Origin of the sequence: Actinomadura sp. NBRC 104412, from assembly GCF_030269515.1 — a bacterium.
Lineage (GTDB): Bacteria > Actinomycetota > Actinomycetes > Streptosporangiales > Streptosporangiaceae > Spirillospora.
Genome location: NZ_BSTM01000020.1, coordinates 69,576 through 94,373, shown reverse-complemented (window position 1 = coordinate 94,373; position 24,798 = coordinate 69,576). Strand labels below are relative to the sequence as shown.

The following is a 24,798-nucleotide window of genomic DNA, read 5'->3' as shown; positions in this document are numbered from 1 at the left end:
CTCGCGCAGGAGCCCGTCACCTCGGAGCCGTCGGCGGCCCCGGAGACCCCGGAGACCGTCCCGACCTTCACCGAGCTCGGCCTGCCCGACGCCCTGGTCTCGGCGCTCGCCAGGCAGGGCATCTCGGCCCCGTTCCCCATCCAGGCCGCCGCGATCCCGGACGTCATGGCCGGCCGCGACGTCCTCGGCCGCGGCAAGACCGGATCCGGCAAGACGCTGGCCTTCGGGCTGCCGATGCTGGCCCGGCTGTCCGGCCGCCGCGCCGCGCCCAGGCGTCCCCTCGGCCTGATCCTCGTCCCGACCCGCGAGCTGGCCCAGCAGGTCCAGACCAACCTGGAGCCGCTCGGCCGCTCCATGGGCCTGCACTTCAAGACCGTCATCGGCCAGACCTCGATGTTCAAGCAGATCGACGCGCTGCGCCGTGGCGTGGAGATCGTGGTCGCCACCCCCGGCCGGCTCAAGGACCTGATGCGCCAGGGCGCCTGCGACCTCGGCGACGTCGAGGTCGTCGTGCTGGACGAGGCCGACCACATGGCCGACATGGGCTTCCTGCCCGACGTCACCGACATCCTCGACCAGGCCAAGCCCGGCGGGCAGCGGCTGCTGTTCTCCGCCACCCTGGACCGGGACGTGGACGTCCTGGTCAAGCGCTACCTCAGCGACCCGGTGACGCACGCCATCGGCCCGGTGGACGAGTCGGTCGACACCATGGAGCACCACCTGCTGCTGGTGGCGCCCAAGGAGAAGACCGCCATCACGGCCGAGATCGCCAACCGTGAGGGCCGGACCATCCTGTTCGCCCGTACCAAGCACGGCGTCGACCGGCTGGCCAAGCAGCTCGTGCAGGTGGGCGTCCGCGCCGCGGGCCTGCACGGCGGCAAGAGCCAGGGCCTGCGCACCCGCACCCTCGCCGAGTTCAGGGAGGGGACGATCAGCGTGCTGGTCGCCACCGACGTCGCCGCCCGCGGCATCCACGTGGACGACGTCAGCCTGGTCATGCACGTCGACCCGCCCGCCGACCACAAGGACTACATGCACCGCGCGGGCCGTACCGCGCGGGCCGGGGAGAGCGGCACCGTGGTGACGCTCGTCCTGCCGCACCAGGTCCGCTCGACCACCGCGATGACCCGCAGGGCCGGGATCCACGCGCCCCGCACCCGCGTCGCGCTCGGCGACGAGGAGCTGATCCGGCTGACCGGCGCGCGGCCCCCGTCCGGCATCCCGATCGAGGGCCCGATCATCCCGGAGCGCCCGCGCCGCGAGAACGGCCGCGGCGGGCGTCCCGGAGGCGGCAGGCGAGGCGGCGGCCGTCGCTTCGGCGGGCGCGGCCCGCGCTCCTTCGACCGTCAGGACGGGGGAACGCGCCGCCGCGAGGACGGTGACCACAACGGGCGCCACGAAGGCGCCTTCTCCGGTCACCACGACGCCAAGCGCGGTCCGTCCTACGGTGAGCGCGGCTCGTACGGTGAGCGGCGCGGGACCCCGCACGGCGGGCGGCGCAACGCCCAGTACAACGGCGGCAAGCGCCGCGACGGCAACGACCGCCGTGCCGCCCGTTCCAACTGAGCGGTGAACGAAGGGCCGGAAGCGTACGACGCTTCCGGCCCTTCACGTCTCTCAGTGAGGCGCGGCGGGCTCAGCCCGCCTCCTCCCGAAGGCCGTCAGGGATCGCCTCGCCGAGCCCGTCCTGGAGCCGCTGGACGCCGTTCAGGCCGTCCTCGGCCGCGAGCCCGGCCAGCGCCTTCAGATCGGCCGGCAGGTCGTTGCGCAGGGGCGGCTGCCAGCCCCGCTCCGCGTCATAGCTGCGCAGCACCTTGGCGGGGACGCCGCCGACGACCGAGTGGTCGGGGAACTCGCCCCGCACCACCGCGCCGCCCGCGACCGCGACATTGCGTCCCAGCCGGGTCCCCGGCAGGATCACCGCGCCGGTGCCGATCCAGCAGCCGTCGCCGATGACCACCGGGTTGTTCTCCGGCCACTGCCGCCCGATCGGCGTCTCCGGATCGGAGTAGCTGTGGTTCTGGTCGGTGATGTAGACGTTCGGCCCGGTGAAGACGTCGTCGCCGATCTCGATCGACTGGTGGCCCACGATGTGCGTCCCGCGCCCGAGCGAGCAGCCGCGGCCGATCCGGACCACCAGGTCCGGGCCGAGGTCGAGGCCGGGGACGAACCCGGCCGAGATCGTGCAGTGCGTGCCGACCAGGGTGTGCGCCCCGATGGAGATCCACGGCTCGCCGTAGACGGCGCCGACCGGGAAGCCGATGCACACGCCCTCGCCGAGGTGCGCGAACCTGCGGCGGCCCGGCGTCTCCGGCGTGATCTCCCCGTGCCGCTGGATCCACTCCCAGCCCCGGTGCACGGCGCGGTGCAGTCCGCGGCGCACCGGGACCGCCAGCCGATGCTTGATCGAGGTCTTCGGGGGCATGGCGTCACCGTACCGGCTGGTAGCCAACCGCGAAACGAGGGGCCCGGCCGCGATGGCCGGGCCCTCACCCTCGTACCCCTGGACCGTCAGGCGGAGCGGACCTGACCGTCGACGTCGGACGGCACCGACTGGGTGCCCGGCCCCGTCATCATCTGCTGCATCGAAGCGGTGTTGGCCCGCCTCGTCATCAACGCGCCCGCCAGACCCACCGCCGAGGCCACGCCCACCATCGCCATCGCGGCTGTGCGCCGCCTGCGTACGGGCTGATGCTGCGGCTCCATGCGTTGGGCCGCGTCCGACAGCATCCTTCCGACGCGGGGCCCCAGATCCGCCGCCACATACGCACCGGCCCTCCGCAGCCAGGGTGCGCTCCGCCCGCGTGCGGCGAGCACGCCCTTGGCGGCGGCCTCGCGTGCGCCGCGGGCGGCCGGACCCATCCGCTCCGCCGCACTCGACGCGCCCATACGGCACGCCATCCGCATGCGGCCGAACCGCGAAAGGGACACCCCACGCGGCTTGCGGCGGATACTCATCATTAGGGACACGCTAACCTCCCTGATTGCGAGGTCCTGCACGGCAGCCTTCCCGCGAAGCGGAAGGTAAACACCGCGGGCGTGACCGTACGATCACGTATCGCGACGCATACGCACTACAAGGAGGAGGCGGCCCACAGTGGCTGAACAGATCTTCGCGACGCTCCACACCAACCACGGGAGGATCGTCGCGCAGCTCTACCCGGACCAGGCCCCGGTGACCGTGGACAACTTCGTGTCCCTCGCCGAAGGCACCCGGACCTGGACCCACCCGGCCACCGGCGAGAAGAAGCAGGAGCCGCTCTACAACGGCACCATCTTCCACCGGGTGATCCCGAACTTCATGATCCAGGGCGGCGACCCGCTCGGGAAGGGCTACGGCGGCCCCGGCTACGAGTTCCAGGACGAGTTCCACCCGAGCCTGAAGTTCGACCGGCCGTACCTGCTGGCCATGGCCAACGCCGGGCCCGGCACCAACGGCTCGCAGTTCTTCATCACCACGAACGTGCAGAACACCCGGCACCTCACCGGCAGGCACACCATCTTCGGGAAGGTGATCGAGGGGACGAACGTGGTCGACGCGATCTCGGCGGTGCCGACCGGCCGGGACGACCGCCCGGACAACGATGTGGTCATCGAGTCGGTGACGATCGAGCGCCGCCAGTCGTAGTACAGAGTGAGACACGCCAGGGGGGCCGCCCCGTACCGCCGGTCTTCGGAGCCGTAGATGAGCACAGACCCCAGACCCGCCCCCGAACACGAGGCCCAGGTGCCGACCTGCTACCGGCACCGGGGACGGGAGACCTATGTCCGCTGCACCCGATGCGACCGCTATATCTGCCCGGAGTGCATGCGGGACGCGGCCGTGGGGCACCAGTGCGTCGAGTGCGTCTCCGAAGGGAACAGGAACGTCCGGCAGCCCCGCACGGCGCTCGGTGCCCGCGCCTCGGGATCCGCGACGCCGGTGGTCACCTACACCCTGATCGGCCTGTGCGTCCTGGCCTACATCGCCGAGCTGGCCTCCACCGACGTCGTCCGCGAGTTCGCGATGCTCGGGCTGGGGGCCTCGGGCGGGCGGCTGGTCGGCGTGGCCGAGGGCCAGTGGTATCGGCTGTTCACGTCGATGTTCCTGCACCAGCCGCCGACGGGCGGGTCCTTCAGCGTCACCCACATCCTGTTCAACATGTGGGCGCTGTGGGCGATCGGCCCGTCCCTGGAGCAGGTGCTGGGGCGGTGGCGCTACCTGGCGCTGTACCTGCTGTCGGGCCTGGGCGGCTCGGTCCTGCTCTACCTGGTGGACCCGCTGGACGCCGCCGTCGGCGCGTCCGGCGCCATCTTCGGCCTGTTCGGCGCGTTCTTCGTCATCGGACGGCGGCTGGGCGGCCAGGTCGGCCCGATCGTGTTCCTGCTCGGGATCAACCTGGTGATCACCTTCGCGGTGCCCAGCATCTCCTGGGAGGGACATATCGGCGGCCTGGCGGTCGGCGCGCTGCTGGCGGTCGCGTTCGCGTACGCGCCGCAGGCCCGGCAGCAGGTCGTGCACGTCGCCGCGTCCGCGGCGACGCTGGTCCTGCTGGCCGCCCTGGTACTGATCAAGACGGCCGAGCTGACGTCCGGAACGGTCTGACCCGGAACGCGGACGGCCGGGCACGCGCCGCTCCAGGCGCGGCGCCCGGCACCGCGTGGTGCGCCCTGTGGTGCGCCCTACGGACGCGGAGCCGCCTCGCCTGTGGAAAAGCTGGGGACAAGATGGGGATGAGGCCCCCGGTCATCCCCAGCCTGTGGATAACACTGGTGGATGAGCTTCCCGGAGACCGGGACGGCGGAAAATCTCCGCCGGCCGTCAACGCCAGCGTGTCGACAGGATGACGCCCAGGATGATGGCGGCGAAGCCGATCCCCAGGTTCCAGTTCCCCAGGTCCGACATGAACGGCACGTCGGTGCCGGTGCTGGCCGTCACGTAGAACGTGGCGATCCAGGCCAGCCCGACCAGCCACAGGGCGATCATCGTCGGGACCAGCCACCGCGGGCTGACCTGGGGGGCCTGGGACTTCTGCGGAGGCGTGTAGACGGCCTTCTTGCGCACTTTGGACTTGGCCACGGTGGGTTCGATCTCCTCGGGCGGACGGCACGGACGTACGGCCCGCACATGGGTGCTTTGTCGGTTAGCGTAGTCGCTGGTGAGCAGCGTACGGTGTCCGGCGCGGCGAAGCATCCTCCCAGCCCGTGGGCGCGCTGAAAGCGGACACGGGAAGGGACGCGGGAAGCCGGACCCGGAAGGCCGGACAGCGAGGGTGGCGAAGTGAGGGACGCGCGTTGCGGCTGATCATCCGTGGCCTCGGCGAACTGTGCATCACCGCCGGGATCATCGTCCTGCTGTTCGCCACGTACGAACTCTGGGGCACCGGCCGCTACACCCGGGAGCAGCAGGACCGGCTCGGCCGCGACCTCCTCGACTCGTGGAAGGCCACCCAGGTCACGCACGAGCGGGTGCGGCTCGGCAAGGGCCTGGCGATGATCCGCATCCCCCGCTTCGGCTCCGGCTGGCGCTTCGTCATCGTCGAGGGCGTCGATCAGGACGACCTGCGCAAGGGACCCGGCCACTACCCCGGCAGCGCGCTGCCCGGCCAGGTCGGCAACTTCGTCGTCTCCGGCCACCGCACGACCTACTCGGCGCCCTTCAACCGCGCCGGCGAGCTGCGCAAGGGCGACAGGATCCTGATCGACACGCGCTCCAGGCAGTACGTCTACGAGGTCACCGACCGCCGGATCGTCCGGCCCTCCGCGGTCGAGGTCACCGCGCCCGTGCCGATGCGTCCCGGCGCCCGCCCCACCCAGAAGCTGATCACCCTGACCACCTGCCATCCCAAGTACTCCGCCGCCCGGAGAATGATCATCTTCGGTCGTCAGGTCGCCGAGCTGCCCCGCGTCGCCACCCCCGCCACCGGACGCTGAGCAGCCGGGAGACCCACAGCCGAACCCGCTGGTGGACATGCTGGTAGACATGCCGATAGGCACGGAGAGGAGAGCGCGATGTACGCCTGGATCTGGCGCCGCCTACCAGGCCGCCGGCCCGCCAAGACCGCGCTCGCGGCCGGCCTGATCCTGGTGGCGTTCCTCGTCCTGTGGTACGCGTTCTTCCCCTGGCTGGAGGAGCGGATCAGGTTCGACCACGGCGTCGTCCAGAACGGCACGCCAAGCTCCCCGGCCCAAAGCCCAGGGCAGCGCCCCACGATTCCCGGTGGCTGACCCCGCCGGAAAAATTTCCGGTGGAACACGTAACACCTTCGGCCCATGATCCGAAGTCCATGATGAGGGCTTCCGCCATTGCCCCCGAGTGGCGGAAGCCCTCTCGGCTGTCCGGGGTCCGGTACGGCCTCAGCCGTTGCCCGGCGTGGGGAACGGGAAGGTCGGGCCCGGCTGCGTCGGCGTCGGCGACGGACGCGTGGCCACATGAATGGTGATCGTGTCGCCCGGCGCGACGGTCGCGTCCGGTCCCGGCTCGTGCTGGAACACCTGCCCCGGAGCGACCTGCTTGTCCGGCGGCGCGGGCTCGGTCACCACACGGCAGCGCAACCCGAGGTTCTCCAACTGGCTGCACGCCGACCGCCGGCTGGTGTTGAACAGGTTGGGCACCTTGATGTTGCTCGGCCCCGCCGACACGTACAGGGTGACCTTGGAGTTCTTCGCCACCTTCTGACCCGCCCCGGGATCGGACCGGATGACGGTGTTGCGCGGGACCGTGTCGTTGGTCTCGGTCTCCCGCCTGACCTCGAAGCCCCTGGCCTCCAGCTCCGACTTGGCCTCGACATAGGGCTTGCCGGCCACGTCGGGCACCTCCACCTGCGGCGGCGGCTTCTTGCCCTTCGAGATCACCAGGTTGATGGCCGTCCCCTTCTCGACGGTGGCGCCGGGAGCGGGGTCGGTGCTGATGACGTGGTCCTCCTTGACCTCGTCGTTCCAGGTCTCGCTGACCTTGCCCACCTCAAGGCCCAGTTTGGCCAGCTCGGTACGGGCGTCGGACTGCGAGGCGTTCACGATCGAGGCGGGCACGGTGACGTCACCGGAGCCGGACCCGCGGCTGACCGCCCAGCCGATCAGCCCGGCACCGCCGATGATCAGTACGGCGAGGGCCACCCACAGCGCGGCCTTGCGGCCGGCGCCGTCCCCCTGCGGCCGCCGGTCGTCGTACTGGACGGGCGGCAGGCCGTAGTCGGTGCCCGGTGGCCGCTGCACGCGCGTGGCGCCGGGCGGGCCGCCGCCCGGATAGGCCCCCATCACGCGGGTGCCCTGCGCCGCCGGGGCGCCACCCATCACCATCGTCGAGGCCGCGGTGGACGACACCGGCTGGCCCTGGAGCGCCCGCTGGATCTCCTGCCGGAACTCCATCGCGGTCTGGTACCGGTGGTCGGCGTTCTTCGCCATCGCCTTCAGGACGATCGCGTCCGCCCACTGCGGGATCTCCGGGTCCACCTGGGACGGCGGCACCGGCTCCTCCCGGACGTGCTGGTAGGCGATCGCCACCGGCGAGTCGCCGGTGAACGGCGGTCGCCCGGTCAGCAGCTCGTACAGCACGCAGCCGGTGGAGTAGATGTCGCTGCGGGTGTCGACCCGCTCGCCCCTGGCCTGCTCGGGCGACAGGTACTGCGCGGTCCCGATCACCTGCGCGGTCTGTGTCATCGTCGCCGCCGAGTCGGCCATGGCACGGGCGATGCCGAAGTCCATGACCTTGACCTCGTGGTTACGGGTCAGCATCACGTTGGCCGGCTTGATGTCGCGGTGCACGATGCCGCCGCGATGGCTGTAGTCCAGCGCCCGCAGGATCCCGTCGGTGATCTCCAGCGCCTTCTCCGGCAGCAGCGCCCGGTTCTCCCGGAGCAGGTCGCGCAGCGTGCTGCCGTCGACGTACTCCATCACGATGTAGGGGATCTGGGTGTCGCCGATGGCGTCCTCGCCGGTGTCGTACACGGCGATGACCGAGGGATGGTTGAGCGAGGCCGCCGACTGCGCCTCCCGCCGGAACCGGGCCTGGAACGTGGGGTCACGGGCCAGGTCCGAGCGCAGGGTCTTGACGGCGACCACGCGGTCGAGGCGCAGGTCTCTGGCACGGTAGACCTCGGCCATGCCGCCGCGCCCGATGACGGAATCGAGCTCGTAGCGGCCGCCGAGCAGCCGAGGTTGGCTCATATGGTTACTTTCCCTCGTACCTCTACACCTTGTCCCCGGAAACCCAGGTCCCGCCTTCGGAAAAAGCGGGCCCGCTTTGGGAAGGTGCGGGGCCTGGGCCCGGGGGCGCCGGGGTCGTGCTGCCCCCCGGCGCTGCCGGTGTCGGATCAGGGGCGCTGGGAGTCGCCCTTGGCGGTTTGCTGGTTGGCTTGTGTGAAGGGGACGCGCGAAGACGGCGGGGCGTTGTCGGACGGAGCGGGCGGTCCGGCACGGGCGGGGCCTCCCGTCCACGACGTTCATGCGACCGGGTCGCCGGGCCGGCGGGGCTCCGCCGCACCGGGTCTCCCTCACCCGGTTGTACGGCCGGGAGCCGCTCCCGGTTCTCCCGGTCGGGCTCGGAGTCACCGAGACCACGCCACATTGTGCCGACCACGACGACGCCGAGCAACAGTGCACCCGCCGCGACCGAGGCATAGGTCAGCGCCGTGCGCCGCCGCCCCGTCGTCTCCGCGCTGGTGAGGCTATCCGCTTCACGGTCCTCGTCAAATCCGTACAAATCGCCGGTGTCCCGTCCGGCCCGTCCCCACCTGCCCGGACGGTACGCGGAAACCCCCGCCGTCGTGGAGGGCACGGCCGCCGCGGAGGGCACGGCCGCCGTGGAGGGCACGGCCCTACCCATCCCCGGGCGTCCGGCACGCACAGGCCACGGATCGTCCAGGCCGTGAGACCGGGCCGGACCCCGCCGCACCGGGAGGCCCCCCGGAGACCGGCCCGCCGCGGGCGGCGCCACCGCCGGTCCCGCCGGCCTCCGAGCCGTCCCGCCGTGCCCCGGTTTACGCGCCCAGCGCCGCAGCCCCGGACCCGTCACGCCCCGGGAGCCACGGATGGCCAGGGCACGGTCGGCGGTCTCGCCCGCGTCCGCCGGACGCCACGCGGGATCCTTCGCCAGCAGATCTTTCACCAGGTCGCGCACCGGCCCCGGGATCCGCCCCGGCAGCTCCGGCGGAAGGTCCCGGACGTGCATCAGCGCCACCGCGAACGCCGTGTCAGCGTCGAACGGGACACGGCCCGTCAGGCACTCGTACGCCACCACCCCGAGGGAGTACAGGTCCGACGCCGTGGTGACATCCTGCCCCGACGCCTGCTCGGGCGACAGGTAGTACGCCGTCCCCATCACCATGCCGGTCTGCGTCTGCGAGGCCCCCGCCACCCGGCGCGCGATCCCGAAGTCGGTGACCTTGACGGCGCCCTCACCCGTCACCATCAGGTTGGCGGGCTTGACGTCCCGATGCACGATCCCGGCGTCGTGCGCCACCCCCAGCGCCCGCGCCGACTGCTCGACCAGGTCCAGCACCGCGTCCGCGGGCAGCGCGCCCTCCCGGTCGATGATCTCGGCCAGCGGCTCCCCCGCCACCAGCTCCATCACCAGGTACGCCCGGCCGTGCCCCACCCCCGCGTCGTACACCTGCGCGATCCCCGGATGCCGCAGCGACGCGGCGAACAGCGCCTCCGACCGGAACCGCCGCCGCGCCACCTCGTCCGACATCAGGTCCCTGCGCAGCAGCTTCACCGCGACATCCCGGTCCAGCGCGTCGTCGGCGGCCCTCCAGACCTCGCCCATCCCCCCGATGGCCAGCCGCTCCACCAGCCGGTACCGGTCGTCAAGGACGAGGCCAGGACTCACTTGCGCAACACCGCATTCATGATCGCCCCGGCCACCGGGCCCGCGTTGGGACCACCGTCGCCCTCACCCTCGGTGACGACGGCGAACGCGTACCGCGGCTCGTCGCTCGGCGCGAACCCCACGAACCAGCGCGAGTTCGGGTTGGGGCCGTCCTGCTCGGCGGTGCCGGTCTTGCCCGCGATGTTGAACCCCTGAAGGTTGCGTCCGGTGCCCTCGGAGACCACGGCGCGCATCATGTCCTGAAGCTGCTCGGCCGTGTCCTCCTTGATCGGAGTGCTGTACTCCTTGGGGTCGACCTTGTACAGCTCGCTCTGGTCCTTGGCGCGCACACGCTCCACCAGGTACGGCTTCATGATCGTGCCCCCGTTGGCGACCGCGGACGCCACCATCGCCATCTGCAGCGGCGTGGCCCGCACGTTCTCCTGCCCGATGCCCGAACGGGCCGTCCCGTCCTTGCCCGTCGGGATGGTCTCGCCGGTCTCCGGGTTGCGGATCGACACCGGCACGTCGCTCTGCGCCGCGAACAGGTCCGGCTCGATCTCCACATCCCGGTTGAACCCGAACTTGCTGGCCCCCTGGTTCAGCCGCTGGATGCCCATGTCCAGCGCCAGCTTGCCGAAGGTGGTGTTGCAGGACTCGGCGTACGCGCCCCGCAGCGGCGCGCTGCCCGCGCAGTTACCGGTGTCGTGGGAGTTCGGCAGCGGCCGCCCCGACTCCGGCAGGATCAGCTGGCCGGTCGGGACGGTGCTGGAGGCGCTCAGTCCCATCTGCTCCATCGCCAGCGCCGCCGTCACCGTCTTGAACGACGACCCCGGCGGGAACGTCTGGCTCATCGCGTTGTCGATCAGCGGCTTGATCACGCCCGGGTTGTTCTCGAGCTGCTCCAGCCGCCGGCCGCCCTTCAGCCCGGTCTGCGGCGCCACCTCGTTCGGGTCGAACGAGGGGTACGACGCCAGCACCACGATCGCGCCCGTCTTGATGTCGATCACCGCGGCGCCCGCCCGGCGGGTCGTGCTGTTCTTCAGCCGGTTGTAGGCCACCCGCTGCGCCTCAGGAATGATCGTCAGCTCCACGTTCGCGCCCTCGGCCGGCTTGCCGATGAACGTGTCGAACCAGCGCTGCTGCGTGATCCGCTTGTCCTTGCCGCCCAGCAGCGAGTTGTAGGCCATCTCGACCTTGGACGCGCCGCCGTTGAAGAACCCGGTCGCCGGGGAGAAGATCGGCCCCTGCGTGTACTCGCGCCCGTACTTCGGGTTGTCCTTACCGGTCGGCTTGGACGTCACCAGCACCTGGCCGCCCGCGATGATCTGCCCGCGCGGGTTGTTGAACACGTCCGCGTACTGCCGGGCGTTCTTGTCGTCGGTGCGCAGGGCCTCGGCCTGGCTGCCCTGCACATAGTTGATCTGCGCCATCAACCCGAAGAACAGCAGCAACCCGAAGATCGCGACCCGCCGCAGCGGCTTGTCCATGTTCATGACGCCTCGCCCCCCTCGGCGTAGGACGAGTACAGGAAGGCGCGGTTCACGACAAGGTCACCTCACGCTCACGATCTGGGTCATGCCCTCATCCTGGATGGCCTGCGGCGCCGGCTTGCGCGCGTCGTGGCTCATCCGCACCAGGATCGCGATCAGGATCCAGTTGGCCATGAGAGAGGAACCGCCCTGGGACAGGAACGGCGTCGTCAGACCGGTGAGGGGGATCAGCTTGGTGACACCTCCGACGATGACGAACACCTGGAGCGCCAGCACGAACGACACACCACCGGCGAACAACTTCAGGAACGGGTCCCGCGCCGCCAGCGCCGTCTTCATGCCGCGCTGCACGATCAACGCGTAGACCAGCAGCAGCGCCATCAGCCCGGTGAGCCCCAGCTCCTCGCCCAGCGAGTCGAAGATGAAGTCACTGAACGACAGCGGCGTCTTCCACGGCTCGCCCTGGCCGAGGCCGGTGCCGAGCACCCCTCCCTGGCCGAGCGCGTACAGACCCTTCATGAGCTGCGCGCTGTCGGAGTACTCCCCGCCCAGCTTCGCGCACGCGGAAAGGCCCGGCGCCCCGCTGCCCTGGGCCTGCTCCTGCTTGTAGATGTCGGTGTCGGGGTTGACCGGGATGACCCGGCCGTCCTCCATCAGGCAGCCGCCGTCGAAGTACGGCTTGGGGTTCTGCCAGATGTCGATCCGCTGGTTCACGTGCCCCATGAACGGCAGCAGCGTGGCGATGAAGATGCCGATCGCCAGCAGCCCCACGCCGATCAGCACCCACGAGACCCGCTGCGTGGCGATGTACAGCATCGACACGAACAGGCCAAAGTACAGCAGCGCCGTTCCCAGGTCCTTCTGGACGAACAGGACGCCCAGGCAGAAGATCCAGATGACCACGATCGGGCCGAGGTCACGGGCGCGCGGCAGGCTCAGCGGCCCGATCTTCTTGCCGATCAGCGACATCGCCTGGCGCTTGTTCACCAGATAGCCGGCGAAGAACACCACCAGCATGAGCTTGGCGAACTCGCCCGGCTGCACCGAGAACCCGGCCACGTTGATCCACACGCGGGCGCCGTTGATGGTCTGCCCGATGCCCGGCACGATCGGCAGCAGCAGCAGGAGGATCGCGCCCAGCCCGATCAGGTAGGTGTAGCGCTGCGCGGTCTTCGGCGTGAACGACAGCGGCGCGTCGCTCTTCTCGGTGTCCCGCATGATGAGCACCGCCGCCACGAACATCGCGATGCCCACGAACGTCCACATCAACTGGGACGGGGCGTCCGCCGCGTCCTTGGCCGCGGTGCCCTCCAGCAGCGCGGTCCGCTTGTCCGCGCTGGTGTCCAGGTCGAGCCGGTAGATCATCGCCAGCCCGATGCCGTTCAGCGCCACCGCCAAGGGCAGCAGCAGCGGATCGGCGAACGGCGCGAACTTCGCCTGCACGAAATACGCGGCCAGCGCCAGCACCGCCAGCGCGCCCCCGTACCCGAACAGCCCGCCGGGGATGCTGCCGTCGCGGGCCAGGCCGACCTCGGCGAACGCCGACAGCGTCAGGATCATCGCGAAGATCAGCAGCACCAGCGAGGCCGCGTTGCGGCGCTGGTAGGGCATCTGCGCCCTGATCCGGTCCCCGATGGAGTTCACTTACGATCGCCCCCCGCCGCCCGGGCAGTCCGCTATCGACGGGCGGTTCGACTTGCACTCGTTACGACGCCCGTCGAGCCTGCTGAGTTCGGCGTCGGCCGCCTTGAGCCCCTCGAACGACCGCTGCCCACGCTGGATCGCGGCACGGTCGCTGTCGGGCAGCTCGGCGATCGGGATGCCGCTCTCCTTCACCTTCGTCTGCGGGCAGTTCCGCTGGCCCTTGCCCTTCAGGACGACGACCTTGCCCCGTTCCTCCGCCAGCACGTGCCTGCACACCTGGCTGCGCAGCCGCTCCAGGTCGGCCGGGCCGTCCACCGCGTAGGTGTCCCGCACCGCCTGCTGCTGCGTCTCCGGCAGGTCCGCCACCATGATCGGCGGGTTCGGCTGGTCCTTGGCCGCGGCCTTGCTGTTCAGGCTGATCACCGGCACCTCCTGCGGGGTGCCCCGGTAGAGGACGACCTGGCCGCCCTCCTGCCCCACGTAGTAGCCGCTGCGCAGGTTCTGCACCACCACCACGCCGACCACCACGACACCGACCACCACCAGGCCGGCCGCGCCCATCAGCCACGCCCACCGGCGCATCGCCCCGCCGCGGCGCGGCATCGGCTGCGCCATCGCACCGGCCGGAGGCGGGCTCGTCCGCGGGTCCTGCATCGGCATCGGCATCGGGGCCTGCTGCGGCGGCATCTCGTCCACCGCCACCGGAGGCTGCGGCCGGGTGTCGCGCAACTGCGCCGCCCGCGACGCGGGAGTGTCCGCGGCGCCCTGCCCCGGACCGCCCGGGCCGCCCGGCACGCCCGGCAGCTCCGGCGGCCGCGTGTTCGCCGCCGCCCCCACCGCCGTGCCCGGCACCGGCTGCTGAGGATGCGGCCCCAGCTCCACCACGTCCGCCACCACACACGTGATGTTGTCCGGGCCGCCGCCCCGGTTCGCCAGGTCGATCAGCTGCCTGACCGCCTGCTCCGGGTCGTCCACATCCGTCAGCACCTGGAAGATCGTCTCGGCGGTGATCACGCTGGACAGCCCGTCCGAGCACAGCAGGTACCGGTCGCCGATCTGCGCCTCGCGCAGCGACAGGTCGGGATCCACCTCGCCGCGCCCGTCCAGCGCCCGCAGCAGCAGCGAACGCTGCGGATGGGACGCCGCCTCGTCCGGGCTGATACGCCCCTCGTCCACCAGCGACTGGACCAGCGTATGATCGTGAGTGATCTGGAAAAGACTGCCGTCGCGCAGCAGATACGCGCGCGAGTCCCCGATGTGCACCAGCGCGACCTGGTTGCCCGCCCACAGCATCGCCGTCAGCGTCGTGCCCATGCCCTGCAACGCCGGATCCGACTCCACGATCCGGTGCAGGTTCTCGTTCGCCGCCTTGACCGTGTGCTCCAGCGCCGCCAGCAGCTCCGGCGCGGGCAGGTCCTTGTCCAGCTTGCGCAGCTCCGAGATCGCCGCGGCGCTGGCGATCTCGCCGCCCACATGGCCGCCCATCCCGTCGGCCACCGCGAGCAGATGCGCCCCCGCGTACGCCGAGTCCTCGTTGCCCTCGCGCAGCATTCCGACGTCGGAGCGCGCCGCGTAGCGGATTCCCAGAGTCATTTGCGCAACTCGATCACGGTCTTACCGATACGGACCGGCACCCCCGGCGGCACCGGCATGGGCCTCGACACCTTCGTGCGGCCCAGATACGTCCCGTTGGTCGAACCGAGATCTTCCACGATCCACTGACCGTCCTGCGCGAAAAGTCGGGCATGCCGGCTGGAAGCGTAGTCGTCGGTCACCACGAGCGTGGAGTCATTCGCCCGACCCACGGTGATCGGGGCCCCGGTGAGGTCGATGACGGTGCCCGCGCGTTCGCCCTGGACCACCACCAGCTTGGTCGGGACGCTGCGCTGCGGCGAACGCTGCGCCTTGGGCTGCCGGCCCGCCTTCGGGGGGCGAGGCTGGGCCGCCCGGCCGGCGGCCCTCGAACCGAACATGTCGGCCCGGATCACGCCGACGGCCGCGATGACGAAGAGCCAGAGCACCGCGAGGAACGCCAGCTTGATCAGCGTGAGGGTGAATGGGGACATCGGAGTCGGGGCTACTCCCTATCGCGGCGGAACACCAGTGTCGTCCGGCCCATCGTGACGCGCGAACCGTCGACGAGGGTAACCCGGCGGATCGGTTGGCCGTTCACGAAAGAGCCGTTGGTCGACCCTAGATCGACCAGAGCGATTTCGGGACCTTCTACGCGGATCTCGGCATGATGCCGCGATACGCCTGGATCGACAAGCCGCAGGTCGCAGTCCGTCCCGCGGCCCAGCAACGTCACCGGGGTATTGATCTCATAAGTGCGCTGGGTGGCGTCACCGCCCTCCACCGCCGTCGTCACCAGAAGGCGCGGATTGCCCCCGAACACCCCGCCCCGGCTCTGCGGAACATCGCTCACCGGACGACGGATCTCCCCGCCCTCCACCGTCGAGCCCCGGATCACGCCGGACCGGATTCGGAACATGCCCGTGGCCAGATCCCCGGCATTCTCGAAACGCACGCGTACCGGCCCGACAAAGGAGTACCCCTGCTCCTTCGCGTACTCCCGCGCCAGATTCGCCAGCTCCTGGCTCAGGCTGTCGGCGTACACCTGAAGCCGCTCCCCGTCCTGCTGGGAGATCTCGACGACGAAATCGTTCGGCACCAGAGTCCGGCCCTGCGCGACGATCGCGGCCCGGTCATCCATCTCGCGCTGCACAGCACTGGCCACCTCGACCGGCTGCAGCTCCGACTTGAAGGCCCGGGCGAAGGCTCCTTCGACCATGCCCTCGAGCCGTCGCTCGAAGCGCTGAATGACGCCCACGGGCACCTCCCTTCCCCACTGGTAGACGATCGTATCGGTGCGAAGGTTCGCTCGGAGTATCTGGCTACCTAACCACTCCCTCGTCCGTGCTAGCCTTTTCGAGCGCCCCGCGAAGGGGCCGCGCACCCGGGCGGGTGGCGGAACGGCAGACGCGCACGGTTCAGGTCCGTGTGTCCGCAAGGACGTGAGGGTTCAAATCCCTCCTCGCCCACTTCGGAGGTGGAGGACCCTGGTCGCGGCTGTCGCCGCTTCCCCGGGTCCTCCTTCGTCATGTTTGCCCAGGGGGGCGACCCCCTGGAACCCCCGATGCGGGGGGCTCCGCCCCCCGCACCCCCCGGATTGGGGGGCTTCGCCCCCCTTGCCCCCCCGGGTGGCTCGTGGTTGATGTTGTTGCTTTGGGGTCATCATCGCTTGTTGGGGGGTGGGCTGGCCACCCATGCCGGTCATGGGGGTTGGCTTGTGGCGCTGCTTGGGGGCTTCGCCCCCTTGCCCCCCGGCTGTGGCCGCGTCGGCGTCGATCTTGTCCGGGCCTGCACCCGGTTGAGACGTCGGGCGTCAGGTGACCGTGGTGCCGGTGGGTGACCCATGGACTGCCCCCACCATGCGCGTCAGCCTAGGTTGCGTACGCTGATGTCCTGGGCGTTCAACCGGGCCAGCACCGCAGCGTACTGGCGGGGGTCCGCGCCGAAGATGGTGTACACCGTCAGGCTGAACACGACCAGGTCGAAGCTTCCCTTCGTCGTCGGGCTTGCCTTTGGCCAGCAGCCGGTAGTGCTCGCGGGCAGCGATCCGCTTGGTCCAGGTCTCACGCTCGATCTTGTCCGGGCTGTCTTTGGGAGCGATCAAGTCCGCGGTGGCGTTGATCAGACCGTTCGGCATGGATGGGCAGTACCAGGTTCCCTCGACCATGATCGCGCCGTGTGCGGTGGCCTGGATTCCGTACTGGTCGGATCGGTAGTCGTAGACGGGGCGGTAGCCCAGGGCACGCAGGGGCAGCTGCCAGTTGTCGCGGGGAGAGCCTGAGGGTCTGCGCTGCCGTCGGGGCGAGGCTGAGAGTCGTGGTGCGGGTTACGGGCCACCGCGAGCGTGGCGTCGTACCCGAACAGGAGCCGGCCGGGTTCCTTCCTGGCTTTGCGCTCCTTACCGCCCTTCTTGGAACCGGCAGTCGCTTCGGGGAGAAGCTCTGCATCGCGGTGGTCCCCGTCGCAGGTGTACCAGGCGGGGTCGGTGGCGGTGACTCCGCTTTTCCTCTAGGTGCCACGTGCCCAGGTGCGCCGCTGGCGGATGGGGGCGAGAGATGCCCCCAGGATCTGGTCGGTGGCATGGGCAGCTGGCCAAGATGTCGTGGAACAGCCGGAGTACGACTCGGTAGCCTGGCTTCGAAGCCGCGCATGTTGTTGGGGCGTTCCTCGAGCCCGAATCGGGGGCGGGTTGGGCGTGGGTCACCACGGGTCGCCTCGCAGCATTTCCCGTGCCTGTGCAGGGTCGGTGCCACGCGCATACGGGCATCACGCGTGACAGGTCATGCAGGGTTTGCACCCCGCTGGCCTCAAGGAGGCTGTCCACGGGCACATAGGTGTCGATCAGATCGAGCAGCCACGTGATCCGCAGCCGCGCCACTTCAGTGGTGGCGTTCGGGGAGCGTCATGAGCGCGCGCCAGAAAATTGGTAACAGCGTTCTTGTCCGGTCTGGTCAGCCTGGGACGGAATAGGTAGGCGACCTGGCCGTCGAAACGGGCGGCCTCGTTCGCCAGCACCTTTTCCCAGGGGCGTCGGCACGGCACCCGCCGCTCCCGCTCTCCGCATACAACCACCTCGACGCCGTTTTCGGTACCACAGCTCTTTGGTTCTCATCCTTGGTGTAGGGCTTGGACGCTGTCGAGGCCGAGAGCTTGACGGGCTTGCCTGTGGGGCAGTCGGGGCCGACCACGGCCTCCCGCAGTTGCCGCAGCCCCGAGCGGTAGGTGCCGGGGCGGGCTGTGCACCACACCGACTTTCCCCACCCCGTGCGGGTCACCCAGCCAAAGAGACGGTTGAATGCGAAGGAAGAGTACTCGCGTGGCCTCGTAGAGCCGCCAGCGACGAGCGACGACGGCCAAGTCCTCCCGTGGCTTGTACGTTGCACCGCTCAGCTCGCGATAGAAGGCGAGCTGGCGGAACTCATCTGGCTCGATTCCGACTGCCTGTGAACTCTGACAAGACCGAAGCCGAGTGTTCCCCGGCGAGCTTTAGGCTCGTCGCCGTGTCCGGCGTGCAGGAACAAATTTCGAAGGAGGGGAAGATCAAATTATCGGCAGCGCAAAGTCGGCATAGGCAGGCTGCATCGACGAAGGCGACGACATTTTGGCGCGAAATGCTCCCAGGTATCTTGTCGGCCGTCGGCATCTCCCCGAGGGGTCATTTCGACAGACCGCCCGTAGGCCGCAGCAAGTGCTCTTGCCTCGGGTGGATGGTCAGCACGTTGATGCCAGGCGACAACGCCGACAGTATCCGGTCGGAGCTCACCGAGCCGAGACCCGGATGATTCTGACCGCCCTTGTGGACTTCCGCTTCGCCATGTCGCGCCGCCATTACTTCGGTCTTCTTGCGGGGGTACGAAGCCAGTGCTTCCTATAGGTCGGTCGCGGACGCTTCTATGGATCTCTTCCCTGATGAGAAGTCGAGAGCTCCTCGTGGAGCGGCCCAATGTCCGCGGTCGGCTATAGCATCTGACCACCGGTGGTCAGGCGGGCGGCTGGTGAGGTACGTGTCGCTGGAGGAGGTTGGGCATGCTCGAAGGTCGATGGACGACGGTCACGGAGTCCCAGTTCGAGCATGAGCGGCGCGGCCTGGAGGCGATACGGGAGCAGCTGCCGGACGCCGATCCTTGGCGCGCATGGTCGAACTTCACGTTCACCGCCAACACCGGCCACGTCCGGGAGGTGGACCTGCTGGTCATCACCCCCGGTGGCGTCCACATGATCGAGCTGAAGAACTGGCATGGCCGGCTGACCACCGAGAACGGTACCTGGGTACAGACAACGCCTACGGGGCGCCGCGTCCCGCACGGCAACCCGCTGCATCTGGTCAACCAGAAGGCCAAAGAGCTCGCCGGGCTGCTGGCCCAGCAGGGCGAACGCGTGTGGGTCGGTGCCGGTGTGTGCTTCACCGACTCCTCGCTGCGGGTCCGGCTGCCGGTGGGTGAGCAGCACAGTGTGCACACCATCGATGGGCTCCTGCAGATGCTCCGCCGTCCCCCGAATGACGAGCGACGGCGGATCACCGGTCCTCGGTCCCGGGCGATCAAGGCCGCGCTGGACCGGGTCGGCATTCGCCGCAGCGAGGCGGAGTTCAAGGTGGGCCCGTACCTGCTGGAGCGCAATGCGTTCGACACCGGCCCGACCTGGGCCGACTACCTGGCCCGGCACAGTGAGCTGCACGAGCCGGCGCGGGTCCGGATCTATCTGAGCGAGCGCGGCGCCGACGCCTCCATACGCCGGTCGGTGGAAGGCGCCGCCCGGCGTGAGGCCGCCGTCCTGCAGCGGTTCCGTCATCCGGGCGTGGTCCAGCTGAAGCAGTACGACCCGTCCGGCCACTCCGCCGGCCCCGCCCTGGTGTTCGACTACGACCCCGACACCCTGCGGCTCGACGAGTACCTGATTCGCTACGGCGACAAGCTTGGCATTCTCGACCGTATGGCCCTGGTCCGGCAGCTCGCCGAGACCGTCCGCTCCGCGCACTCCAGCCGTATTCACCACCGTGCTCTGGCCGCGCGCTCAATCCATGTGGTTCCCCGCCCGCGCCGCCGCGGCGCTGACCCGTCCGCCGACGGGGACGCCCGCTGGCTGTCGCCGTCGCTGCAGATCTCCGACTGGCAGATCGCGATCCAGCGGGCCGGTTCGGCGGGCGCGACCCGCTTCGCCCCGACCCGGCTGTCGGCGATCCATCTTTCGGACGGTTCCGACGCCTATCTTGCGCCGGAACTCACGGCGGTGAATCCCGACCCGGTCGCCCTCGACGTGTATGGGCTCGGCGTCCTGACGTTCCTGCTGGCGACCGGCAAGCCTCCCGGCACGTCGCAGACCGAGGTGCTGGTGCGGCTGGAGGAGGGCGGGGGGCTGCGCCCGAGTGCGGACGTCGACGGCCTGTCGGCGGACATCGACGAGCTGGTTCAGGCGGCCACCGCCTTCCAGCCGGAGCGGCGGCTCGCGACGGTCGATGAGTTCCTCGAGATGCTGGAATGCGTCGAGGACACGCTGACCGCCCCGGCCGCCACCGATCCCGGCCCGGCGCCCGCTCCGGAGCAGGAGGAGAAGGACCCGCTGGAGGCCGTCCCCGGTGACGTGCTGGCGGGCCGATGGGAAGTGCGGCGGCGGCTGGGCACCGGCTCGACGAGCCGCGCCTTCCTGGTGCGCGACCTGCGCGCCGACCCGGCGGGGAACGGCGGCCGGAGGCCGGCCGTGCTCAAGGTCGCCTTGTCGGACGCGCGCGCCGCGGTCCTGGTCCGCGAGGCCGAGGTCATGCGGCGGCTGCGCGCCGACTCCCGGGTGATCCGCCTGGTCGAGCCCGAGCCGCTGGTCATCGGCGGGCGGACCGTGCTGGCCTTGGAGTACGTCGGCGACGAACGCTTCACCGACGACCAACCCGGCACGAACACGACCCGGCACCGTCATGAGACCGTCGCCCGCGAGCTGCGCGAACGCGGACGCCTCCAGATCGACCAGCTGGAAGCCTATGGCGACTACCTGTTCGGCGCGGTCGACTTCCTGGAGGGCGAGGGCGTCTGGCACCGCGACATCAAGCCCGACAACATTGCGATCCGAATCCGCCCCAACCGCACCCGCGAACTCGTGCTGATCGACTTCTCGCTGGCCGGCTACCCCGTGCAGGAGACCGACGCGGGCACCGACGGCTTCCTGGACCCGTTCATCGGCGGCCTGACCCGTTCGGTGTACGACGCGCACGCCGAGCGGTACGCGGTCGCCGTCACCCTGCACCAGATGGCGTCCGGTGAGCTGCCCAAGTGGGGCGACGGCAAGGTGTCGCCGCGGCAGCTCGACCCGCAGGAGTGGCCCTATCCGACCATCGCGGCCGACGCGTTCGACCCGGCGATCCGCGACGCCCTGGTCGTGTTCTTCCGCAAGGCCCTGCACCGGGACGCCGACCAGCGGTTCCCCGAGCTCAAGCCGATGCGGGACGCCTGGAAGAAGATCTTTCTCGATCTGGCCGACGCGGCCCCGTCCACCGGCCCGGGGAGCCGTCATCCCGCCTCCGTCGCCGGCGCCGGGGCGGGGGAGGGCGGCATCGCCAACGCGGAGCCGGAGACGGCGCAGCAGCAGCGCGACCGAGCCGCCGCGCAGGCCACCCGGGAGACGCACCTGTCGGCCGCCGGGCTCACGCCCGCCGCCCAGTCCTTCCTGTACGGCCTCGGTGTCACGACCGTGGGCGAGCTGCTGGAGTACAGCCGCCGCAATCTGGTCAACGGCCCCGGCCTGGGGCCCAAGACCCGCACGGAGATCCAGGGGCGGCAGCGGGAGTGGGCCGAACGCCTCGGCCGTGCGCCGCGGTCCCCGCTGACGCCCGAGGGACGCAAGGTCGCGGCGGGGGAACTGAAAAATCTCAGCGCGGCCGAGGCTTCGCTGGTCGATTCCGCGGCGACGAGCGAGCAGGCCGGGATGCTCGCGGGGCGCGTGCTGCGCGCCGCCAGTCTCGACGCGCTGGCGACGCTGCTTGTGCCGAAGCTGAAGCCGGACGGATCCAACCGCAACGAGGTCGAGATCGTGCGGCTGCTGCTGCGGCTGCCCGACGAGACCGGCGCGCTGCCCGACGTTCCGGTGTGGCCGACGCAGGCGAAGGTGGCCGAGCCGCTGGGCATCACCCGGGGCCGCGTCCCGCAGGTGCTGAAGGAGCAGCGCAAACGCTGGCGGCGGCTGGCGGCGGTGAAGGAGCTGCGCGAGGAGATAGTGGAGCTGCTGGCCGAGTTCGGCCGGATCGCGTCCGCGGCGGAGATCGCCGAGGTGCTCACCGTCCGCCGCGGCACCGCGTTCCGGCATCCCGAGCTGCGGCGCGCGATGGGGCTCGCCGCGGTCCGCGCCGTGGTGGAGGCCGAGCAGTACGTCCCGGAGGAAAGCGCGTTCCGCCACACCCCGAACCGTGACGGCGGCGGCGACGCGGCGGGCGGCGGTCTGCTGGCCCTGGAGGTCGGCGAGGACGATGGCCCCGACACCCCTTCGGCGCCCGGCCTGCACGACTACGCCATACGCCTCGGGAGGGTCGCCGACCGGCTCGCGCAGCTGGACACGCTGCCGACGGCCGCGACGGTCCTCGACGAGCTCGGCGCGATCGGCCCGCCGCCCGGCACGATCGACTGGGACGAGCGCCGCACGGTCGAGCTGGCGGTCGCCGCCGCGAAGAACGCCGCCGTCACCCCCCGACTGGAGATCTACCCGCGCGACCTGCCCCTGGTTCGGGCGCTGCGGCTCACCCAGGCGGGCCTGGTCCGGCTGATCCCCGGCGTCCCGGAGGAGAACCAGCCCGGCTTGACCACCGAGGAGGTCCACGAGCGGGTGCTGACCCGGTTCCCACGCTTCAACGACACCGGCGACCGGCTGCCCACCGGCGGCGCGCTGACCGGTGCCCTGCGCGAGGCCGGTTTCGACCTCACCCTGTCCGAACGCAAGGACACCCGCACCCTGCGGTACCTGCCGACCAAGCTGGACATCGTCTCCAGCTACATCACCCCGCGGGTCGGCCGCCGCAGCACCCGCAAGGGCGGCGTGACGCGCTACGCCGGCGACCCGTTGCTGGCCGCCGCCGCCGAAGCGGAGGAGCGGCTGGAGTCGTCCGTGCACCGCGACGGCTTCCGGGTGCTGACCGTCCGCACGCGCCTGACCGAGCAGGCGGTGGCGGAGCTGGCGGGCGTCCGGTTCGGCGCCGAGCCGCTGTCGGTGACGGCCCTGTTCCTGCGCGTTCTGCACGAACTCGTCCCGCCCGGCACCAAGCCGACGTGGGAGACGATCCTGCGCGCCGACGTCGCCGAACCTGGCAGCAAGGCGGCGCGGAAGTTCGGCGAGTACACGCGCACCGCGTGGGGCCGCGTGGAGCCGATGATCCGCGAGCGAATGGCGCCGGGCGCCGGCCCGCTGCTGCTGACCGAGACCACGGTGTTCGCCCGCTACCAGGCCATGGGCGTCCTCACCTCACTGGCGGCGACGGCCCGCAGGGGCGGACGCGGCCTGTGGCTGCTGTGCCCGCAGGCCGACCCGTTCCGCGAACCCCGCCTCGCCACCACCGCGGTCCCCTATCAAGACGCACTCGGTGAATGGATCAAACTGCCCGACTCCTGGGTCACCAACCTGCACCGCGCGGCCTGACCCACGCGGCCTGACCCACGCGGCCTGACCCACGCGGCCCGCTCACCGAGCGACGAGCCCCCGACCCCGCACGGGGCCGAGGGCTCGCAACACCGGGGGGACGGGTCAAGGCAGGTCGTGCTCGCCGCGCTTCACACGCCGGGCGAACGCATGCCAGTCGGCGGCGCCGAACACCAGGTGAGGGGCCTCGGGGGCCTTGGAGTCGCGCACGCCGATCTCTCCGGAGAGGTGCGCAACCTCCACACAGTCACTCGTTTTGGCGTCGGTTCCGCTGTAGCTGGACTTGCGCCAGACGGGGGTCATCAGAAGCCTTCCATCACTTGCTTGATCAACTCCGCGGACGCATCCACCGGGAGTGCTCGATCACTAATGCGATCGAAGTTGGCTCTATATGAGCGTACATCCGTGACATCTACGGCAAGTCGCCCGCCGAAGCTCGCCTGAACGTACACCATGTCACTGCCATCCACGGTCATGATCTTGAACGAGCCGTCGCGTCCAACGTGAGCACCGGCGCTCTGGGGGACGATCCGTACGGAGATGTTCGGTTGCGCTCCCAGCTCCAGCAGCCGGGCAAGCTGGTCGCGCATGACCTCGGGGTTTCCGACAGGTTGTCTGATGACTCCCTCATCGAGCATGACCCAGAGATTCGGTGGCGGCTCCCGGAGCAGGCTCTCCTGACGTTTCATCCGAACCGCCACATGGCCGTCGACGTCCCGGAATCCGCCAGCGATCACGGCCTCCCGTGTGTACGCCTCGGTCTGGAACAGTCCGGGGATCCAGGCGAGCTCCCAGATGCGTAGCTCAGAGGAACGAACCTCCATCTCGAAGTGCGCCTTGAACCACTCCGGGTCGTGGCCCGCCTTGGCGAAGAGCACCAGGACCCGGAAGAGGCCCGCCGTGTCCCACTCTCGGTCCAGAACCCGTGCGTGCTTCTCCAGGAGCTTTACCTGGCCAGACTCAAGCCGCGAAACACTCGATCGATCAAGATCAAGTAGTAGCCCCAGGGCGCTGCCGGACATCTTGCGCTCTTCTCGGTGTCTGCGCAGTTGAACAGCTATGAGATCCCAGAGCGACCCTTCGGGGTTGAGCGACTCTCTGGCGCTCACTGGTGACTCCTCGTTGTTGTATCTGCTGTACGAACCTTCCAAAGGTAACCCGAAGCGTGGATGCTCGTCTCACGAACGAGCAACCCGGAGGACCGAATTGGACACTCAGACTTCCTCTGAAGACCGTGACCTCGCCCAGCTGCGCCGTGACTTCACGGGACACCGGATCTGGCGGGCGATGCGCTGGGACGGCCAGCTGGGCGACTGGGTGGCCAGCCTTCACGACTCCAGCGCCGGAATCGACCCAACGGTGATCTGCTCGACCCCTGAAGACCTCCGCGCCGCCTTGCGCAGCGAAGCCGAACGGGCCGCCGCGCGCAGGAGGCTCTGGTGATGCAACAGCCGCAACACAACGCGGGCCGGTCACCAGAAGGGACCGCGTCCCCCAACGCGGTCCCATGGGGGGAGGTGAGAGCGGCGCGGCTGGCGAGTCACCCCTCGGGCACACAGTCCGCGCCGCTCTACCGTCCGCCTCAGTCCCCGCCAGAGCAGACGCGCCAGACCACCACTGCCCACATCGAAGAGTGCTTCCCCGGTGTCCGCTGCTGGTGGGGGCTCCACACTCACCGTTGGTGGGCCTACG

The 24,798-nt window shown here is 70.1% G+C and carries 20 protein-coding genes and 1 tRNA gene; 8 read left to right on the top strand and 13 right to left on the bottom strand.

Translation table 11 applies throughout. The annotated features are described in order from the left end of the window. The first annotated feature begins 81 nt into the window (after nucleotides 1–81). Nucleotides 82–1,566, top strand: coding sequence for a DEAD/DEAH box helicase (locus QSK21_RS23680; RefSeq protein WP_502871592.1), 1,485 nt, complete (start codon nucleotides 82–84; stop codon nucleotides 1,564–1,566). A 70-nt stretch (nucleotides 1,567–1,636) separates the two neighbouring features. Here QSK21_RS23680 and QSK21_RS23675 read toward each other — a convergent pair whose 3' ends face one another. Next, nucleotides 1,637–2,425 (bottom strand): acyltransferase, encoded by a 789-nt coding sequence (locus QSK21_RS23675; RefSeq protein ID WP_285698988.1) that lies wholly within the window; start codon nucleotides 2,423–2,425, stop codon nucleotides 1,637–1,639. A gap of 86 nt (nucleotides 2,426–2,511) precedes the next feature. Beyond that, nucleotides 2,512–2,889 (bottom strand): hypothetical protein, encoded by a 378-nt coding sequence (locus tag QSK21_RS23670; protein WP_285698987.1) that lies wholly within the window; start codon nucleotides 2,887–2,889, stop codon nucleotides 2,512–2,514. A gap of 208 nt (nucleotides 2,890–3,097) precedes the next feature. Here QSK21_RS23670 and QSK21_RS23665 point away from each other — a divergent pair, with 208 nt between their 5' ends. Beyond that, nucleotides 3,098–3,628, top strand: a complete 531-nt coding sequence (locus QSK21_RS23665) for a peptidylprolyl isomerase (protein ID WP_285698986.1) — start codon at nucleotides 3,098–3,100, stop codon at nucleotides 3,626–3,628. A 57-nt stretch (nucleotides 3,629–3,685) separates the two neighbouring features. Further along, the gene (locus QSK21_RS23660) at nucleotides 3,686–4,585 is read left to right on the top strand and encodes a rhomboid family intramembrane serine protease (RefSeq protein ID WP_285698985.1); all 900 of its coding nucleotides are present in this window, start codon (nucleotides 3,686–3,688) and stop codon (nucleotides 4,583–4,585) included. Between the two features lie 216 nt (nucleotides 4,586–4,801). On the opposite strand, the gene QSK21_RS23655 is transcribed toward QSK21_RS23660, so the two are convergent. Next, a complete protein-coding gene (locus QSK21_RS23655) occupies nucleotides 4,802–5,059 on the bottom strand; it encodes a cell division protein CrgA (protein ID WP_285698984.1) in 258 nt (85 codons plus the stop codon). A 215-nt stretch (nucleotides 5,060–5,274) separates the two neighbouring features. Here QSK21_RS23655 and QSK21_RS23650 point away from each other — a divergent pair, with 215 nt between their 5' ends. Further along, on the top strand, nucleotides 5,275–5,913 hold the full coding sequence (locus QSK21_RS23650; protein WP_285698982.1) for a class E sortase: 639 nt from the start codon (nucleotides 5,275–5,277) through the stop codon (nucleotides 5,911–5,913). Between the two features lie 78 nt (nucleotides 5,914–5,991). Continuing rightward, on the top strand, nucleotides 5,992–6,207 hold the full coding sequence (locus tag QSK21_RS23645; RefSeq protein WP_285698980.1) for a hypothetical protein: 216 nt from the start codon (nucleotides 5,992–5,994) through the stop codon (nucleotides 6,205–6,207). A 129-nt stretch (nucleotides 6,208–6,336) separates the two neighbouring features. Here QSK21_RS23645 and pknB read toward each other — a convergent pair whose 3' ends face one another. Genes pknB through QSK21_RS23610 form a run of 7 tightly spaced genes read right to left on the bottom strand, consistent with a single transcriptional unit; the run spans nucleotide 6,337 to nucleotide 15,754 of the window. Further along, on the bottom strand, nucleotides 6,337–8,145 hold the full coding sequence (gene pknB, locus QSK21_RS23640; RefSeq protein WP_285698979.1) for a Stk1 family PASTA domain-containing Ser/Thr kinase: 1,809 nt from the start codon (nucleotides 8,143–8,145) through the stop codon (nucleotides 6,337–6,339). Nucleotides 8,146–8,167: 22 nt separating this feature from the next. Continuing rightward, complete coding sequence (locus QSK21_RS23635) at nucleotides 8,168–9,808, bottom strand: protein kinase domain-containing protein (RefSeq protein WP_285698976.1); 1,641 nt, start codon at nucleotides 9,806–9,808, stop codon at nucleotides 8,168–8,170. Next, on the bottom strand, nucleotides 9,805–11,283 hold the full coding sequence (locus QSK21_RS23630; protein ID WP_285698974.1) for a peptidoglycan D,D-transpeptidase FtsI family protein: 1,479 nt from the start codon (nucleotides 11,281–11,283) through the stop codon (nucleotides 9,805–9,807). Before QSK21_RS23630 ends, QSK21_RS23635 begins: the two co-directional genes overlap by 4 nt. Nucleotides 11,284–11,340: 57 nt before the next feature. After that, entirely contained in the window at nucleotides 11,341–12,924 is a 1,584-nt protein-coding gene (locus QSK21_RS23625; protein ID WP_395105181.1) for an FtsW/RodA/SpoVE family cell cycle protein, read from the bottom strand. Continuing rightward, nucleotides 12,925–14,517, bottom strand: coding sequence for a Stp1/IreP family PP2C-type Ser/Thr phosphatase (locus tag QSK21_RS23620; RefSeq protein WP_285698973.1), 1,593 nt, complete (start codon nucleotides 14,515–14,517; stop codon nucleotides 12,925–12,927). It abuts the gene before it with no gap. Continuing rightward, the gene (locus QSK21_RS23615; RefSeq protein WP_285698972.1) at nucleotides 14,514–14,990 is read right to left on the bottom strand and encodes an FHA domain-containing protein FhaB/FipA; all 477 of its coding nucleotides are present in this window, start codon (nucleotides 14,988–14,990) and stop codon (nucleotides 14,514–14,516) included. Before QSK21_RS23615 ends, QSK21_RS23620 begins: the two co-directional genes overlap by 4 nt. An 11-nt stretch (nucleotides 14,991–15,001) precedes the next feature. Beyond that, nucleotides 15,002–15,754: an FHA domain-containing protein gene (locus QSK21_RS23610; RefSeq protein WP_285698971.1), complete on the bottom strand. Its 753-nt coding sequence runs from the start codon at nucleotides 15,752–15,754 to the stop codon at nucleotides 15,002–15,004. 128 nt (nucleotides 15,755–15,882) lie between these two features. On the opposite strand from QSK21_RS23610, the gene QSK21_RS23605 reads away from it, so the two are divergent. Then, nucleotides 15,883–15,965: transfer RNA gene (locus QSK21_RS23605), tRNA-Leu, on the top strand. Nucleotides 15,966–16,309: 344 nt separating this feature from the next. On the opposite strand, the gene QSK21_RS23600 is transcribed toward QSK21_RS23605, so the two are convergent. Next, nucleotides 16,310–16,663 (bottom strand): hypothetical protein, encoded by a 354-nt coding sequence (locus QSK21_RS23600; RefSeq protein ID WP_285698970.1) that lies wholly within the window; start codon nucleotides 16,661–16,663, stop codon nucleotides 16,310–16,312. A 1,859-nt stretch (nucleotides 16,664–18,522) separates the two neighbouring features. On the opposite strand from QSK21_RS23600, the gene pglW reads away from it, so the two are divergent. Continuing rightward, nucleotides 18,523–23,106: a BREX system serine/threonine kinase PglW gene (pglW, locus tag QSK21_RS23595; RefSeq protein ID WP_285698969.1), complete on the top strand. Its 4,584-nt coding sequence runs from the start codon at nucleotides 18,523–18,525 to the stop codon at nucleotides 23,104–23,106. 105 nt (nucleotides 23,107–23,211) lie between these two features. On the opposite strand, the gene QSK21_RS23590 is transcribed toward pglW, so the two are convergent. Together QSK21_RS23590 and QSK21_RS23585 are read right to left on the bottom strand one after the other, a co-directional pair. Continuing rightward, nucleotides 23,212–23,409 (bottom strand): DUF397 domain-containing protein, encoded by a 198-nt coding sequence (locus tag QSK21_RS23590; protein WP_285698968.1) that lies wholly within the window; start codon nucleotides 23,407–23,409, stop codon nucleotides 23,212–23,214. Beyond that, nucleotides 23,409–24,215 carry a helix-turn-helix domain-containing protein gene (locus QSK21_RS23585; RefSeq protein ID WP_285698967.1) on the bottom strand — a complete coding sequence of 269 codons (807 nt, stop codon included), beginning with the start codon at nucleotides 24,213–24,215 and terminating at the stop codon, nucleotides 23,409–23,411. The genes QSK21_RS23590 and QSK21_RS23585 overlap by 1 nt, the downstream gene beginning before the upstream one ends. Nucleotides 24,216–24,312: 97 nt before the next feature. On the opposite strand from QSK21_RS23585, the gene QSK21_RS23580 reads away from it, so the two are divergent. After that, nucleotides 24,313–24,549, top strand: a complete 237-nt coding sequence (locus QSK21_RS23580) for a hypothetical protein (protein WP_285698966.1) — start codon at nucleotides 24,313–24,315, stop codon at nucleotides 24,547–24,549. Nucleotides 24,550–24,798 lie beyond the last annotated feature (249 nt).

What these genes read in the sequence shown, in the direction of transcription:
- QSK21_RS23675 (WP_285698988.1), bottom strand. Translation starts at nt 2,425, where the DNA reads ATGCCCCCGAAGACCTCGATCAAGCATCGGCTGGCGGTCCCGGTGCGC.
- QSK21_RS23670 (WP_285698987.1), bottom strand. Translation starts at nt 2,889, where the DNA reads ATGGGCGCGTCGAGTGCGGCGGAGCGGATGGGTCCGGCCGCCCGCGGC.
- QSK21_RS23660 (WP_285698985.1), top strand. Translation starts at nt 3,686, where the DNA reads ATGAGCACAGACCCCAGACCCGCCCCCGAACACGAGGCCCAGGTGCCG.
- QSK21_RS23645 (WP_285698980.1), top strand. Translation starts at nt 5,992, where the DNA reads ATGTACGCCTGGATCTGGCGCCGCCTACCAGGCCGCCGGCCCGCCAAG.
- pknB (WP_285698979.1), bottom strand. Translation starts at nt 8,145, where the DNA reads ATGAGCCAACCTCGGCTGCTCGGCGGCCGCTACGAGCTCGATTCCGTC.
- QSK21_RS23630 (WP_285698974.1), bottom strand. Translation starts at nt 11,283, where the DNA reads ATGAACATGGACAAGCCGCTGCGGCGGGTCGCGATCTTCGGGTTGCTG.
- QSK21_RS23620 (WP_285698973.1), bottom strand. Translation starts at nt 14,517, where the DNA reads ATGACTCTGGGAATCCGCTACGCGGCGCGCTCCGACGTCGGAATGCTG.
- QSK21_RS23615 (WP_285698972.1), bottom strand. Translation starts at nt 14,990, where the DNA reads ATGTCCCCATTCACCCTCACGCTGATCAAGCTGGCGTTCCTCGCGGTG.
- QSK21_RS23600 (WP_285698970.1), bottom strand. Translation starts at nt 16,663, where the DNA reads ATGGTCGAGGGAACCTGGTACTGCCCATCCATGCCGAACGGTCTGATC.
- pglW (WP_285698969.1), top strand. Translation starts at nt 18,523, where the DNA reads ATGCTCGAAGGTCGATGGACGACGGTCACGGAGTCCCAGTTCGAGCAT.
- QSK21_RS23590 (WP_285698968.1), bottom strand. Translation starts at nt 23,409, where the DNA reads ATGACCCCCGTCTGGCGCAAGTCCAGCTACAGCGGAACCGACGCCAAA.